Source organism: Kitasatospora sp. NPDC059571 (assembly GCF_042735675.1).
In the GTDB taxonomy this organism is placed as follows: Bacteria; Actinomycetota; Actinomycetes; order Streptomycetales; family Streptomycetaceae; genus Kitasatospora.
Genome location: NZ_JBHWBW010000160.1, coordinates 1 through 15,236, shown reverse-complemented (window position 1 = coordinate 15,236; position 15,236 = coordinate 1). Strand labels below are relative to the sequence as shown.

The 15,236-nt window shown below is 69.1% G+C and carries 8 protein-coding genes and 1 pseudogene; 5 read left to right on the top strand and 4 right to left on the bottom strand.

The window, feature by feature from the left end; all coding sequences use genetic code 11:
* Nucleotides 1-378 precede the first annotated feature (378 nt).
* The 3 genes from ACFV0G_RS19295 (at nucleotide 379) to ACFV0G_RS19285 (ending at nucleotide 4,026) form a co-directional block, all read left to right on the top strand.
* Nucleotides 379-1,335 carry a replication-relaxation family protein gene (locus ACFV0G_RS19295; protein ID WP_380548810.1) on the top strand — a complete coding sequence of 319 codons (957 nt, stop codon included), beginning with the start codon at nucleotides 379-381 and terminating at the stop codon, nucleotides 1,333-1,335.
* Nucleotides 1,332-1,991 carry a hypothetical protein gene (locus ACFV0G_RS19290; protein WP_380548807.1) on the top strand — a complete coding sequence of 220 codons (660 nt, stop codon included), beginning with the start codon at nucleotides 1,332-1,334 and terminating at the stop codon, nucleotides 1,989-1,991. Before ACFV0G_RS19295 ends, ACFV0G_RS19290 begins: the two co-directional genes overlap by 4 nt.
* 1,678 nt (nucleotides 1,992-3,669) lie before the next feature.
* Complete coding sequence (locus ACFV0G_RS19285) at nucleotides 3,670-4,026, top strand: hypothetical protein (protein WP_380548804.1); 357 nt, start codon at nucleotides 3,670-3,672, stop codon at nucleotides 4,024-4,026.
* Between the two features lie 120 nt (nucleotides 4,027-4,146).
* Here ACFV0G_RS19285 and ACFV0G_RS19280 read toward each other — a convergent pair whose 3' ends face one another.
* Nucleotides 4,147-4,950 carry a hypothetical protein gene (locus tag ACFV0G_RS19280; RefSeq protein ID WP_380548801.1) on the bottom strand — a complete coding sequence of 268 codons (804 nt, stop codon included), beginning with the start codon at nucleotides 4,948-4,950 and terminating at the stop codon, nucleotides 4,147-4,149.
* 1,248 nt (nucleotides 4,951-6,198) lie between these two features.
* Between ACFV0G_RS19280 and ACFV0G_RS19275 the strand changes: the two genes are divergently transcribed.
* A complete protein-coding gene (locus ACFV0G_RS19275) occupies nucleotides 6,199-8,532 on the top strand; it encodes a hypothetical protein (RefSeq protein ID WP_380548798.1) in 2,334 nt (777 codons plus the stop codon).
* A gap of 603 nt (nucleotides 8,533-9,135) precedes the next feature.
* On the opposite strand, the gene ACFV0G_RS19270 is transcribed toward ACFV0G_RS19275, so the two are convergent.
* The 3 genes from ACFV0G_RS19270 to ACFV0G_RS19260 all read right to left on the bottom strand — a co-directional run bounded on the left by ACFV0G_RS19270 (nucleotide 9,136) and on the right by ACFV0G_RS19260 (nucleotide 11,913).
* Nucleotides 9,136-10,644, bottom strand: a complete 1,509-nt coding sequence (locus ACFV0G_RS19270; protein WP_380548813.1) for an ISL3 family transposase — start codon at nucleotides 10,642-10,644, stop codon at nucleotides 9,136-9,138.
* A 110-nt stretch (nucleotides 10,645-10,754) separates the two neighbouring features.
* Nucleotides 10,755-11,570, bottom strand: coding sequence for an alpha/beta fold hydrolase (locus ACFV0G_RS19265; protein WP_380548795.1), 816 nt, complete (start codon nucleotides 11,568-11,570; stop codon nucleotides 10,755-10,757).
* A 106-nt stretch (nucleotides 11,571-11,676) separates the two neighbouring features.
* Entirely contained in the window at nucleotides 11,677-11,913 is a 237-nt protein-coding gene (locus ACFV0G_RS19260; RefSeq protein ID WP_380548792.1) for a hypothetical protein, read from the bottom strand.
* Between the two features lie 2,143 nt (nucleotides 11,914-14,056).
* Between ACFV0G_RS19260 and ACFV0G_RS19255 the strand changes: the two are divergent.
* Nucleotides 14,057-14,164 (top strand): annotated as a pseudogene (locus ACFV0G_RS19255) (methionine ABC transporter ATP-binding protein); the annotation flags it as partial.
* Nucleotides 14,165-15,236: the final 1,072 nt, after the last annotated feature.

The window sequence follows — 15,236 nt, the reverse complement described above, 5'->3', positions numbered from 1 at the left end:
ACCGCCAGCTGTTCGACGAGAACCATGCCTTCACCTCCTCCGTCACGTCATCAATCACGGCTGCTGCTTGACTCAATAGCCCCCTGAGATGTCTCTCCCTCTCCTCTTGGTCCTCTGCTGGCTGGTGTGGTGGTTGGTGGTGTGGCTGGGTGGTGGCGGCTGGTGGGCGGTTGGGCGGGGAAGGTCGGGATCGGGTTCGCCTCCCGGTCCCGCGGTGCCCTCCTCTTGCCGCTCCCGGGCCGCTGGGCCCTCCCCTCGCGGCCGGGTGGCCAGGGCGCCGCCCGGTGGTCGGCGCGGGTCGGGTCGGGCGGCGGGACAGGGCTGTCGGTGGGGTGAGGTAAGCAGGAAGATCACCGGCACACGGCGGGGGAGCGGACGATGGGCGAGGACCAGGAGCGCGACCATGGCGAGCAGCAGCAGCCGGCCCCGACCGGCAGGCGGGTGCATTTCCGCCGCTCGGCCCGGAACCCGAACGGCTCGACGGCGCCGCTGCGCGCGGACGTGCTGGCCGTCCTCGGGGTGCTGAAGGTCGCGACCTACAAGCAGCTCCACGCCCTGGTCGCCGCCGACGAGTACCGCGCCCACCGCCGGATCGAGCATGTTGCGGAGGCGGTCCGGGACCTGCAGGGCCACAAGCTGGTCGAGGAGCGCGGTTTCACCTCGCCGCCGGGCCGCAAGCCCGCCACCACCGGTGGGCGGCCGGCGCCGGGCGGCCCGGGGGCGGAGAAGATCGTCGGCCTGACCCCTGCAGGCCTGATCGCGGCGGCGGAGGCGCTGGGCGACGACCGCGAGATGGGCGGCCACGCCCGGGGCGCCGGCCGCACTGGCGCCCCGCACGCGATGCTCGTCAACGAGATCGTCGTCAACGCCGTCACCGGCACCACCACCCACGCAGCGCCGCCCCGCACCCACCCCCGGCAGGCCCCGCCCCGCCGCGCACTCGAATGCGGGCCGCTGCCGGGCGGCCTGGACGCCTGGGCCACCGAGGTCCCCCACACGATCACCGGGAAGCACACCGTCATCCCCGACGCCGTCCTCCGCCTGCCCGAGCTCGGCATCCCGGTGCTGTTCCTGGAGCTGGACCGCGGCACCATGACGGACATCACCGATGTCGCCGCCAAACTCGACAACTACAAACGCTGGTTCGACAAGACCGTCAAGGACACCGACGGCCACGACCGGACCATCTTCGAAACCACCTACGGCAGCACCCACCCCTGGTCCTACGGCTACACCCCGCCTACGTGGTCCGCCCGCCCGTCGTGTTCATCCTCGACCCGGGCACCCGCGGCAGCCGACCCCGCTTCACCCCCGACGCGCTGCGCCGCCGCATGAAGGCCCTGCGGGATGCCACCTGCGGCCACTGGGCCGGCCTGCGGCACGAGGACGAAGGCGTCACCCACGACAGCTTCCAAGGGAAGATCCCGGTCCTGGCGACCACCACCGATCGGCTGCGCGAGCACGGCTTCCTTGGCCCCGCCTGGTGGCGCTTCGGCCGCCCCGACTGGCAGTCCCTCACCGATGCCCTCGACGACCGGCCCGACCATGCCCTGATCGCCCAGCGCCGCACTGAACGCCAAGCCGCCGAACAGGCCGAGCAGGAACGGAAAGCGCAGGCCCGGCGGGACGCCGAGCACGCCCAGTGGCGGGTGCAGCTGCTGGCCGCCCGCGCCCACAATGACGCCCTGCACCCCTGCTACACCTGCCACGGCCCCCTCGGCGGCGCCCGCGACAGCGACGGTGAGCTGTACGAGCAGGTTGAACCGGACCGCCTGGAATGCCCCGCCTGCCTCCGCCGACGCCGCGATTGCCGCGGCCGCCCGATCGTCCTGGCCCTGCCCACCGCCCGCGACCTCAAGCGCGCCGCCAAACACGGCCCACCTACCGACGACCCCTGGTGGACCGTGCGCCTCATCCACGCTCAGCGCTGGCCCAAGGCAGACCGGGACGAGGACCGGGTCCCCGAACTCTGGCCGAACGCCCGCGCCTGATGCCAGAGGGGTGAATCGGCCGGCGCGACGCTGCACGCCGCCCTCGTCCAGCACCCCCACCACCCCGACCGCGCCCCCGACGAGGACGACGACCAGGAGGACGGGTTGCTCGGCGGCGTCCGCCGCCGGGCGGCCGGGGTGACCCGGGAGGACGAGCGCGCCGCCGACCGGTACGCCGACGCCGGGGACGAGGCCGCCTACGCCACCGCGGCCACCGTCTGCGCCGAGTGGCAGCGCGCGCGACCACACTGTCGAGACCGGGGCCGAGCGCCACGACCCCGACCACGACACCGCTCTCCAGCCCGCGCTGCGCCGTGAGCGCCACCGCCAGGACGTCGCCGAATGCGCCCGCGAGGCCGTCCACCAGGCCCGGCAGACCACCGACGCCGTCCACCGCAGCCTCGCCGCCGCCCACGCCCACCTGCCCCTGGACGACCTCGTCCACGCCCTCGCCGACCACCACCCCGGCGACGGCCACGACGACATGGCCATCCTCGCCATCCGTACCCCACCGACGACTGAACACCTGCCGGTTCCCGCACCCGGGCCCGACGCCCGGCTACGTGCGCCTGCCGGACCCGAGACGCACGCCTCCGCGCTCCGGCGGGCGCACCGCGGTGGCGCGAGGGGGTGCGGGGGCCAGCTCACCCGGAGCGGCCCGCCGCGACGCCATGGGCTGCCGGACTGCAGGTCATGAGTGTCGATCGCCGCCCGCTGTGGCAGCCGTGATGACGATCCCTGAAAACGGCCACCCCGGACTCGGGCGTTGGCCCGACCTGCTCACCTTGATTCCCCACCTGCGCGCGGTTGACCTGGGGGAACGCCAGACCTCTGGGGCCGCCCGGCAGTCAGACCGCTCCAGGGCCGGCCTGGCCGGTCCAGGGTGGGCGGAGCCCATCGCGTCAGCGACGCCGAAGGCGCCCTTGACGGGGCTGGCCGAACACTCAACGGACGGACGGACGGACGGACGGACGGCCCGCGGCCATCGCTCGCTGAACCTCCCCACTCGCTTCAAGGCTCAACGAGCTGGGGAATCGTGAGCGGGGCCGGGGAATTCCGAAGGTTCTCATCAGCCGTTCTCCGAGTCCGCGACCGATGCGCCCGTAGCGGCGGATGACCGGGCCTGAGCGCACCGGGCCCCATGGGCCGCGTGCCCGCCCGGGCATCACGGCCAACGCGCTGACGGCCCTTTCCCCGGCCGCCGGACGGGTCCTCCCACCGGCCGGCCCGACCCGATCACCCACCCGGCCCCACCCCCGGTGCGGCCCACCCCCCACGCCGCGGCCATAATGTCGACACGGTCACCAGCCTTGTCGCTGCCCGCATCTCGTACGAGCGCCCGCTCCTGGTCGACGACCCCGCCGACCACTACGCCGAGGTCATTGCAATCCCCGCCCCCGCCCCCGCCCCCGCCCCCGTCTGCCCGCTGATCCTGGCCCGTCAGTTCCCCGTGGTGTCGGGCCCATTAAGCGATCGCCAGTCGGATCCGCCATGGGCAACGCCGCCGCGGAGGGTATTTGAGTCACCGTGGTAGTGCCGGTCCCGGTGATTCGGGCCACGTCCGAGTGAACTCCGCATACGTAGCTTTAGGGATCTTGAGGGGCGTCAAGACATCTCATGGGTGCATGTGCAATGAATCGCACCCTTGTGCTAGATGTGGCGAGAATTCGAGGAAATCATGGCTGAAAGATCATTTGGCATCAAGGTTCGGAACTTCTCCGGACTCGATCTCACGCGGAAGTCGATCGAGCTTCCCCACGGGCAGTGGAGCGGAAACGGTGGGAGTGTCCCCCCGGAGTTCATTCCCCAGGGTGGAACGGCCGCCTGGGAAAGCGAGTCCGACGGCTTCGGCACGGGAACCGAGGGGCGGGCAATCTACCTGTCGGACGCCGGCGAGTTCTACATTCACTGGGACAACCCGTTCGTCGGATCGAACAGCTTCGATGTGAACGTCCCGCCGGGCTTCAGCCGGACCTTCGGAGACATCAGCGGCAACAACGTCTGGGTCAAGCTGGTCTTCGAGTCCCCGGAGTAGACTGAGCCCTTTCGTGCTGGGCTTTGATCGGCAGGAGGCTCCCCGATGATTGGGCAAAATCAACTGTCCCGCCGGGGAGCCTCTTCGGTCGCCTGCGCCGCCGCATGCGGTTGCAAGAATCTACCAGGTTGCGAGGGAGGAAGCCCGGTCGTTGAATCCCCAATCGACCAGGTCGCCGATCATCAGCTCTGAGGCCGAATCCAGTATTTGCAGGGTCAGTGTCTCGCCCTGCCAATGGATGTCCGAATAAAGTACGGCCACATGAGTTCCGATCAGCCATACTGAGGATGTGATGTCGTTCCAGTCTCCGAAGGGGCCGAACTTAGAAACCTTCGTGAGGTCGTAGTATCCTCTATTTGCATCCAGATAAATGCTGTATCCCAGCCAGCCGGCATCTTCGAAAAACCAGGTCCGGGGATACGGTACGCTCCTGGTCGTATCGGAATTCCCGCCTGTGCCTGCCTTGCGGGCACTAGTGGTGCCGCCAGCAGAACAATATTTCTCTAGATAGAGCAGCTGGTGCCAAGTGGCGATAAGGTCGGAATCGTTCACGACCAGCAGGTGATCCTGAGTTGGCGGGAGGACGAAGTGGAGCTCCTGGCCATCGAAGCGCTTGATGTCTTCAGGGTCGTACGTCGTTCCGTTGAGGATGAACGGTACGGTGGGCGCGGCATGCACAATCCGCGAGACGCGGTCTGGCGGGGTTTTCCTCTGCATGCGTTGAATATCGAGCATCTGCATGGCGCCGGCCTGACCGGATCGACTATTCTGCAGGCCCTGCCTTAATGTCATGAGTGCCGTCTCGACGGAGTCGACTCCTTCCTTTCTGAGCTGTGCGAGGCCGTCCTCAATATCTGCATCACCGGCCACGATTGCAGCCAGAAGTTCCATTGCTTTGCTTTGCTGCACAGTTTCGGAGGACATGGCGACTTGCTTCTCTCGCGTAATCTACAGCGGAATTGAGCGGCTTGGGCCCAGGTCTAATCGCGAATCCGCCCAGTTGCTGCTACGTGGCCGCTCTCTAGTGCCAGCCTGAATCCGGACCATCCGTCTGTCAAGTACTAGCCGCTTCGTCATAGATCGATCCGATGGGTCGGCCAGATACCTGTCGAACCCTCAACAATCATGGGCAATGGGTTTCTGTTCGCCGATGTTACGGAACGTCAACGAGCTCCAGAATTGAAAAGCTCAGTTCTGTGCGGCCCAACACCCGCACCGGTACCGCCCACAGCACCAGACCTTGCGATGCCGTTCCCCCTCCAGCAGCGCATCCCCATGGCGCCTGTTGACCACCCCGCGGACACCGAACGCCCCGAACCCAGGACCCGCGCCCGGATCTCCCTCTGGCATCCGGGCCCGCCCACGGCCTCAGGCCGATTTGGAGACGGCCACAACCACTCGGCCACTCCGCCCCGCCGATGGCCGGCCGAGTGAGAGGGGCCGACGAAGCGGCGCCCCGGGCAGGCAATGGCGTGCAGCCCGGGACGCCGCCCCCTGATCATCTCATCCCCACAGGCCGTCAGCACCGTCCCCCTGACGGGTGAATCACCCACTGGCGCCCGCCCGCCCGGGCCCCGATCCGGGCCGCGCGCCGTACCGTCAGGCAGCGGAGAGAAGTGGGCGCAGCGCCGCCCACACTCGGCCCGGTCAGGACCCCCAACGCCCGGTCGGGCCGAGTCTCGCACCGCCCCCGCCCACGGCTATCCGCGGGTGGCTATCGTCCTTGGCCGCCTTGGTCCTCGTGCTCTGCGCCAGCGGGTGGCGGCTCTTGCTCACATGAATCACGAGCTGCTCCGGCCGGCCCCGATTCCCCGCGTGAGGAATCGTCGGCGGACCCCGCCGGCCCGGCGGGCCCGACCGTTCACCCGCTGCTCCTGTGCGAATCTGCGGTTTGTTGTCACTGGGGGAGCAGAGAGTGTCACCGGATGGCTTATGGAGGTGATGTCCGGGGCGGGGGAGTGGTGGGTGTCACCGGGGTGCGGATGTGTGGTGACATCAGGGGACGCCGCCCGGTGACATCCTGATGCAGATCCCTAGGCCTTGGCTGAGCACGGGGTTCTGGACTCAGGGTCGGGCCTGCAGGGCCGCGCCGGGCGAGTGGCACGCCAGTGCGCGCGAACACAATCCCTTCGTGGACCCGATCGGTGTTGCCGGTTCTGGGAGACTCGGCGGGTGTCTGAGCAGCCATTGACGTTCCTTCCTCTTTCGTATGCCGCGAGGCCGCCCCGGCTGGTCGTCGTCGCTCCGCAGGGCGATGACTGGGTGCGGTGGGCGGCGGCTGCGCTCGCCCGGTTGTCGAGGGTGTGGGGGTGCAGCGGCAGCGTGGTCCTGCCAGCGGGGACGGTCGAGCACCCGGCGCTGCAGCGGTGTCTGGCCCGTCTGCAGCCGGACCATGTCGTGCCGTACGTGCCGTCGTGGGATACGACGGATCAGATCACCCCGGGACTTGTCCAGGCAGTGACCGTCCGGCAGGGCCTTTCTGAAGACGCCGCTCGAGAGCAGTACGAGCAGTTCGTACGGAAGGACTCCTGGAACGCCCCAGTTGTGGCGGAGGCCGAGGCTGCTGCCACCGCGCTGCGTACACGTCTTGCGGCTAGCCAGAGGGAAGAGTTCCTCCATGTGCACCATCTGTCCGACACTGATGACGATCAGTCCTTGACGCCTCTGGCGTCAGTGGCGACCACCCCGCTGATCGGCGTCCCGAAGCCGCTCGTCACCACGCCTGCCGCCCTCGCCTATGCGATGCACGTCGGGGTCCAGGAGACCTTGTCCGAAGGAACCGTTGAGCCGAGGCGCTGGCTGGAAGCGGCTACCCGGAGGGCCGAGTCGCCGCTTCTGGGCGAGCTCCACCCCGCTGCGGGATCGGACGCGCTCGCGACGATGTCCCACCAGGCCGGCCTGTGTATTGCGGTCCGCCGGGGCTACCAGCCGCCGCAGGCCACGATGGTGCTCGGCGACAAGCCCGAGGACTTCGCGCTGGCTCAGGTGCTGAGGCAGCTCCACGACTCTGTCGTGTGGCTACCCGGGAACGAGGTGTCCCTTGCTTCGTTCTGGCTGTTTGACCGGGGGCATCGCACGGAGAAGCTCAAGGTCACCAGTGCCTCACTGACCCCGGACGAGGTCCAGGAACTGATCGACGGGATCTGGGACAGACGCGGCTACCGGGTGATCGAGCCGGCGGAGGAAGAGCACCCCTACACGGTGGTGGACCCGTGGGACTTGGAATTCCGGGGCCGGTCTATGGTCGTGCTGCAGACGGCCTGGGATCAGCCCAGGTCCCTCCCGGCCTCTATGGCGTCCGACGGATCCCTCGTGACCGCGCTTGCTCTGGCTGCGGAGGTGCCGCCGGGCCTGGACGCGGCCAAGCACCGCTGGCAGGTCACCCTCACCTGCACCGATCACCCCCTGCCGCCGCTGCCGCCGCTGACCGGGTCCACCCTCATCACTACCGACCAGAACCCGTGGCAGACCTTCGTCCGGGCCTCCGACGGCGGCATCACCTACTGGTCCCACCGCTTCGACTTCGTGCCTTCCGGCGCGTCCCTGGCTGGCACCCTGGCCAGCCCCAAGCTCGCCTGGCCCGGTATAAGGAAGATCCTGGATCAGTCCACGGAAGCGTCGGGGACCCAGTTGCGCCCCAGCGCCGCGGGCAAGCGTGCTGCCATCACCGAGCGCCTCCTCGGCTCACGCAAAGCCCTCGAGGCCCTCGCCGCTGGGCCGGGCTGGTCCGTCCTGCGCCGGTTCCTGACCGACGCATCCCGCGCGGATTTGCCCGCGCACAGTTGGTGGAAGCTCAAGTCCGCGGTCGTCCTTTCCTGGGAAGCGATCGCCGCACACGAGCAGGCCGGCTGGGACGTCGCCGCGCGGCGCGCGCAGGTCGACGAATGGACCAGCCAAGGAGTGCTGCGCCGGGGCCTGGTGCTGGGCTGTGGTCACTGTCCGATCTTCGAGTTCTACCCCCTTGCCGAGATCAGCCAGGACTACGGGTGCCGGCGCTGCGGTGGCGGCAACAGTCTCGTGCAGGATCGCTGGAAGCCGTTCGGCGAGCCGCGCTGGTTCTTTGATCTCCACCCTGCCGTCCTGGAACTGATCGCCAACGACGGAGACGTGCCGCTGCTTGCCACCCAGTACCTGCGGAGCCAACCGTGGGCTCGGCCGGCTTTGGTCAGTGAGGAGTTCGAGCTCCTGCGGGACGGCAATCCCTTCGTCGAGATCGACTTCGCGCTCGCTACCACCGACGAACTGTGGTTGGGGGAGGCGAAGAAGCCGGACAGCCTGGGCGACAGCCCCAAAGCGAGGAGGCGGGAAGCTGACAAGCTCATCGAGGGCTGCATTGCCGTGGGGGCGAGCGGGCTGGTTCTCGCCACGGCGCAGCTGGCCTGGGCCGCAACGACGGTTGATGCCCTCCGGGAGCAGGCCGCCAGCTGCCGTAAGGCAGAGCGCCCTGTACCAAAGATCCATCTCCTCACTGATCTGAGGGGTAAGCCGAAGCTGTCCCAGCTGTGAGGCACCGCCTGTCTGCGACGGAGTCCAGTGGCCCCACCGAACGGGGTGAGTTGGCGCCCCCAAACTTTCAACGGTGAGCCGCTTGCCGGGCCGGCCTACAGGCGTGGCCAGCAGGAACGGGCCAGTAGCGGGCGGGGGAGTCATCCCGCTGACCGTTCGAAGGCGGGGCCAGGCGAAGCCGCCCAGGTGGGGCTGGCAGAGGCCGTCCAAGACAACCGCCTGGTCGTTGCCGTGCCGTCCGACGCCGGCGTTATCGGTAGGGCTGCGGGCCTTTCCGCCCGTTGGGCGCCGGGATACCCGAGACCTGCCCCGACCGAAGTAGACGACCTGCCTTTCTGAACCTCGCTGGCCGCACACGCGCCGCAGCCGCCAGTTCTTCGGCAGCCACAGCACCGGGCTTCTACCGCACGCCCCGCCCTGGTGTCAGCGGAATGCCGATTGCGCTGTCACCGACGCGCAGAGTCCGGCGTCCTGGATCCAGGACCCCTGTAGGCAGGGGCAGGGGCACTCTGTGGCAGGGAGTGGAGGTGGTGTTCATGCCGAGGAGGGGGTCTGTCCAATGAACGGCTCTGGCCCGTAATCGGTGGTAGCACTGCGTGGTGATCATGGGAGGAGGATCCGCTGGCGGAGGAGGGGGAAGCCAGCGCGTCCGTGCATCTGCCTCATGATCCGTTTAGTGCGGGTGTTGACGCCTTCGGTGCGGCCGTTGTGGAACGGCAGGGTCAGGCCAGCGTCTACGGCAGCCCGGTCAAGTTCGAGTCCGTTCGCGAAGGAGTGCAGGTGGGGCAGATCGCCAGCGCGGACGGCCGCGATCCAGTCGGTGAGCTTGGCGTCGTTGCCCTCGGCCGGGGTCAGCAACTGGGCGAACTCGTTGACCAGGCGGGCGAGGTCGGCCATCTCGGGGCAGGCCTTGGTGAGCTCGGCCAGGAGCGCGGCGTCCTTCTCGCGCAGGTGGTCGGGGCGGGTCAGGAGCAGGCGGGCGAAGCGCTTCGGGGTGGTGACGGGCCGTTCGCCCTCTGCTCGGCCCTGGTTGATGTAGCGGACCAGGAGGTTCGCGCTGCCGGTGTAGCCCAGTTCCTTGATCTCGCGCAGGAGGTGGGTGACGGGGACCGCGGGGTCCTCGGCCCGGCGTCGGCGCAGGTGGTCGCGGTAGGGGTCGACCAGGGTGGGCCGGTAGCGCGGTACCCGGCGTTCGGCTGGGGGCTCTTTGCGGCGTGCGTGGCGCTTGACGGTGTTCAGGGCGAGGTCGAGGCGGCGGGCGCACTCGAGCAGGCCGACACCCCTGTCGAGCAGGTCGTGGATCTGCTGCCAGCGCTCGCGGACACTCTTCTCGTGCACGCCCGCGGGCCGGGCCGGATTCACCGCGGTGGCCCAGCAGGCGGCGTGGGAGCGGACCTCGCCCAGGACCTTGTCGCACAGGTTCGACCACAGGTGCCATCGGTCGCTGACCTGCACCGCTTCCGGAAGTGCCTGCCGGATCGCCTCGCCGTAGGAGCCGGAGCCGTCCCGGCACACGTACTGGGCGCCGGGGTGCTCGCGCAGCCACGCGACCAGCGTCTGGGTGGTGCGGTCGGGCAGGACGTCGATCCGCTCACCGGTCTCGGCGTCGATGATGATGGTCGCGTACCGGTGCCGGCGCTTGAGTGCGAAGTCGTCGACGCCGAGTACACGCGGCACACGCAGCGGCGGCAGCACTTGGTGCATGAGGATCCGGAGCGCCGTTGAGCGGGCCACGGCGCAGGCCAGCACGCGGGAGAGGCGGGCACCCGCCCGGCCCGCTAACTCCTTCACCACCGTGCTGAGTTGCCTGGTCAAACGGTTGGTGCGGCGCTGGTAGCGTTCCACGATGCCGGGGACCTGTTCGCGGAACGTCTGTCGCGGACAGCCGAGCACCGGACAGACCAGGCGCCGCAGAGTCACGGAGACGACGACTCTCCGCCCGTCCACCGGCACGTCCGTTACCTTCCGCCCGTGGAACCCGTGCACCCGCTCGGTCGGCGTTCCGCACGAGGGACACGGCACCGGGGCGTCCCGGGTCCGGGCCGACACTCGGATCACATCTCCTTCATCCGACACGCCCTCGAGGACCAGGCCCGACAGCCCCGAAAACACCACACTGACAAGCTCGTTGACATCCAACACACCATGCCAACGAGAATCGTCACGATAAGTCACCACCGATTACGGGCCAGAGCCGTTGATCAGATACTCCCGGCTGGTCGTTATTGCCGGTCGTGCTGGTCGTCCGGGGTGTCCTCGTGTGAGCCTTCGAGGAGGATGGTGGTGATGCGTCTGGGCGCGTCGAGGATGGGGACGTGTCCGCAGTGGGGGAGTCGTTCGTGTCGGGCCCGAGGCAGTATCGCTTGGGCCCGTCGGGCCTGCCGGTACGGGAGAATGAGGTCCCGGGTTCCCCAAGCGATGGTGATCGGAACGGGGGGGTCGGGTTGGGGGCCGGGTTTGTAGGCGGTGCCGTTGGCGAGCATGGCGTGGAAGTGTGCACAGGCTTGCAGTGCTCGGGCATCGTGCAGGGCCTGTTGAGGGGGCAGACGCCAGGGGTAGCCCCGTACGGAGGCGAAGGCGAGGGACCGGCCGAGGACCGAGCGGGTGATGGCGGGGGCTACTGGCCGTAGGGTTTTTCCGATCTGGTGGATCCCTCGCAGCATGAGGCGGGTGTAAGCGTATTCGAGGTCGTTCTTCCAGAATCCGGCGGGTGCGAGTGCGGTGGCGGAGCGGACGTGTCCTTCCCGGGCGAGTTCGAGTGCGAGGCGGCCGCCCAAGGAGCTGCCGGCGACGTGGGGGCGGTCGAGCCCATGCTCTGCGAAGAATTGCAGGACTGCGTCGAGCAGTGCGCGTAGGTCGGGGACGGTCCCCGGCGGGAGGGGCAGCGATTCCCCGTGCCCGGGGAGGTCGACGGTGACGACGTCGCGCATCTTGGTGAGCGTCGGCAGGAGTGGGTCCCATGCGTGCCGGTGGTGCCCGAGTCCGTGTAGCAGTACGAGGAGGGGGCCTCGCCCGCTGCGGTCGTACGCGAGTGGCATGCGGGTGATCTCCTCGGCTCGCGGGCGCGATCAGGTGTCTTCCGTCGCAAAGGTGATTGGGAGGGCGGGGAGTGCTGCGTGTAGTCGCTGGTCCCGGCACCCCTGGCTAGGTGAGTGCGGTGGTGAAGACGGTGGCGATGGTCTGGTAGCCGGTGTCGTTGGGGTGGATGTCGGGGCCGGTTGGTGGCGGGGTGTAGGCCCAGGTGAGTGCGCAGACGGTGGCGACGTTGCGGGGCAGTTCGCCGACGCCGGGGAGGGTGACGGGGGTGGTGTCGTGGGCGGCGGAGGTCGACGCGACGGGGACCACCAGGAATCCGGCCTGGGCGTAGACGGCGCGCAGCACGGTGTTGGCGGTGTCGATGCCCTGGAGCGAGGCGAGGGCTGCCAGTTGTCCCTGGGGCCCAGGAGTGAGGCTGCGAGGAAGGGGTCGTAGTAGTCCATGCCGGCGAAGCGGACGTCGGCGGCCGGGTCGGCGGCCCGCAGTCTGGCCGTGATCAGGGGCAGGTTGGCGGCGATGTCGTGCAGGCCGTTCTGTGCACACGCTGCATCGATGCTGCTGACGTTCTTGGCGCAGGGGAGGACGTCGTTGGCCCCGATGTCGAGCGTGACCAGTCGTACCGAGCCGCGGTGCTTGGCAAGGAAGTTGACTGCAGCTTCGAGCTGGGAGGCGGCTCCGTCGTAGTGGCAGATCCCGCCCGAGAGCATGGTCCTCGTGCTCTCGCCGGAGCAGCCGAGCTTGACCAGCTGCAGACGGGGACGGATGCGCCGCTGCGCGGTGAAGAGGCGATCGGCGTAGCCGCGGTCGGTCACGACGAGCTTCCCATCGCCGGCGGGCTGCGTGCCGACGGACAGGGAGTCCCCCAGGGCCAGGTAGTACTCGGGCGCCGGAGACGGGATCGGGCAGGCGTAGGCGCTTAAAGCGCCGATGGTCGCCATGGCGGCGATCGAGGCTGCTGCCGATATCAGCAGCCTTCGGAATTTCGGCACACGCATCGATGCACGCTCGTCTTCGAGGATTCGAAAGTGTCTACGAGCCTATGAATCCAGGTCACTGCCTGGCAGGCCCAAGAATCCTGGGCCCCCTGAAGGCGGCCGGGCGATGGCCCGGCGAGCACTGGTGAGCTCGGGGCCGAACGAGCGACTGGCGGCTTGGGGCGTGAGTTGCCGGTTGTCCGGGCTCGTTCGTTGTGGCCGGGGGGTGTGCGGCTGAGCTGGGTTTTCAGGCAGGTGGTTGCTCGTTGTCTGTGTGTGGGGGCGAGTGTTGGTGGTCTTGCGGGTGGTCTGACCTGCTGTTGGTCAGTTGTGCTGGGTGTTGGTCAGTTGTGCCGAGCGCGGATAGGGGCGGGGGAGGGGCCGTGGCAGGGGTGCCGTCCGGGCTTCCTCCGCCTCCGGTCGTGGGTCAGTGGGGCGGTGGGCTGGTCGTCGCGCCCGACCGGTGTCATCGGCTCACACGCCCTCTCGCGCTGACGGGTGTGACCTGTCCTGGGCTCGGCGGGTCTAAAGCGTCTTAAAATCGGGCAAAACCCCACGATGGCCGGGATTTGTCTAGACCACATGGCAGGTCATCTCGCGTGCCCGATCGGGGCGGTTTGGTGACTGTGTGTGTCGGCGGGTGAGGTCCGGGGCCCTGTCTGCCTGCTGGCGGGGCCGGCTCGGTGTTGTGGAGCGTTTTCGGGTGCGAATTCCGCCGGATATCCTTTTCTGCTATTTTGTGGATTGGCTGCCTTCGGCGCTGTGAATTCGGGTTGGAATCGTGGTTGGCGGGATGGCGGCGGGGTCGGTGTTCGATTTGTTGGGTCCGGCCCTGCAGGCCTTGCTGCGCCCTGCCCGCCTGGCTGTGCTCTGTTCGTCCGCTGGGCCTTCGCCGGCCTTGCTGCGCCGTTGTCCGGGCTGGGCGGCTGGGTGGCCGTCAGGCCGCCCTGGAAGCCGTCCTGCCTGCCGTTCTGGGGGTGTCCTGGGGTGGTTGCTGCGGGTTGGTCCTGGGGTGGTGGGGTTGTCGCGCCTCCTGTCGCGTGCTGCTGTCGCGCCCCTGTGTCGTGTGGGGTGTTGTCGCGTGTTGTGACGTGGGCGGATGCCCCTGATCCCCTGTGTGTGGTCTGGGCGCGACAGGGGCCGGAGCGGGTCCGCGACTGCTGTTCGGGGGGTAGCTGTTGCCGGTGCCGCCGACTGCTAGGTGTTGGGTTGTCCCGGCCGCTGTCCGGGGCCGCCGGCGCCGTCCCGGGTGGGCCGGGTGCGGCCGGGGCGGGCGGCTGCTGTCGGGGCCGGCCTTCTCCTGGTGGTGGCGCTCGGCGGCTGGGTGGCCGGTGGGCTGGTGGCGGCTGGGGGTGCAACGCGGGGCCGTGTTGCGGGTCTGACCAGGTGTTATGTGGCTGGGAACGGGGCGGGTGGGCGTGTTGCGCCGGGCTGCGCCGGTCGGCCGGCCTCGGCTCCTCCTTGCTGCCCCCGCCCCGCCGCCGCTCGCGCGCGTCGCCCGGTGCCGAGCTCCGCTGCTGTGGGTGGAGTTCCGCACCCGGGAGGGCGTCGCCAAGGCGGTGAACAGGGTGAGCTACTCCGTCGCCGCCGGCGAGACCCTCGCCGTCCTTGGCGAGTCCGGCCTCCTGGGCGGCCGCCAGGCCGTCCCGCTGCGCCCGATGTAGCCGTCCTGCCCGCCGCTGCGCCCTGGCCGCCCGTCCAGGCCGCCGTCCTGGTTCGGTGTTCGGTTTGGTGTCGCTGCTCCGAGAATTGCTTTGGTGATGCCGAGCGGGATTTCCTCGGCGCCCTGGAACGGCGGTCACCGTGTCGGTGGCGGGGGCCGTGGGCCCGTGCCTGAATTCGATTTCTTACCGCTGCGCCTCGCGGGGATTTCTGATTGCTGCCAGAAAGAGAGCGGAAAGAAATTCGCATTCCCGCTGGAAGTGCGGCCGGATAGAGCCGGGATGGGCGGTTTCCGCGAGGTTGCCTGTTCGCGTCTCGCGCCCGTCCGGAGATCGGTAGGATAGAGCTGTGCGGAAGTCGGGGAAACGCCGCCGGATTCGCTTCGGATTCCGGTCTGGAGTCTGTGGTTGAGGGCCCGTCAGGGACCGCTGCGCGGGGCGCCTGTGAGGGCCCGCCACTGGGGCCGGGGAGGCCCCGAGCCGGACCGGCGGCCCGGAGGTTGCTCCCGAGGGCCGCAGGCCCCGCCCCAGGGGCGCCGGATGGGCCGCCAGCCCAGCAATCAGGCGGCGGACCGGCCACCGGCCGGGACCGGGGGAGGGCCCCTGGGGGTGGGGTTGTGACTGATACCGGAAGTCCGCGACACATCGTCAACGCCGAGGGCCGCAGGGCCCTGCCGGCACCCCGCCGCCCCGGAGGGATGGGCCGCTACCCGAATTGCGCGTCATATCGTCAACGCTCACCCCCGGGCGTAGCCCGGGAAACCCTGTCATCCAATCGGCCCGTAGGGCCGTTAAAACACCAGCCCAACAAAGCCTGAATGCCGACCGATTGACGGGCCGTAGGCCCGGGGAAAAGCCACCAGATAGGCGGAGCGCAGCGACGCCACACACCCGCCACCAACCACCCGCACAGGCCCGTGTGTTATCCACCCCCCGGCTAAACCCCCCCCCCCCCCCCCCCCCCCCCCCGGCCCCCCCCCCCGGGGCGTTTTAAAGAACACACACACACCCCCCCCCACGCGCTATCGCTCGT

Coding starts and splice junctions, on each gene's coding strand:
- ACFV0G_RS19295 (WP_380548810.1), top strand. CDS start 379: ATGGGCGAGGACCAGGAGCGCGACCATGGCGAGCAGCAGCAGCCGGCC.
- ACFV0G_RS19290 (WP_380548807.1), top strand. CDS start 1,332: ATGAAGGCCCTGCGGGATGCCACCTGCGGCCACTGGGCCGGCCTGCGG.
- ACFV0G_RS19285 (WP_380548804.1), top strand. CDS start 3,670: ATGGCTGAAAGATCATTTGGCATCAAGGTTCGGAACTTCTCCGGACTC.
- ACFV0G_RS19280 (WP_380548801.1), bottom strand. CDS start 4,950: ATGTCCTCCGAAACTGTGCAGCAAAGCAAAGCAATGGAACTTCTGGCT.
- ACFV0G_RS19265 (WP_380548795.1), bottom strand. CDS start 11,570: ATGCCACTCGCGTACGACCGCAGCGGGCGAGGCCCCCTCCTCGTACTG.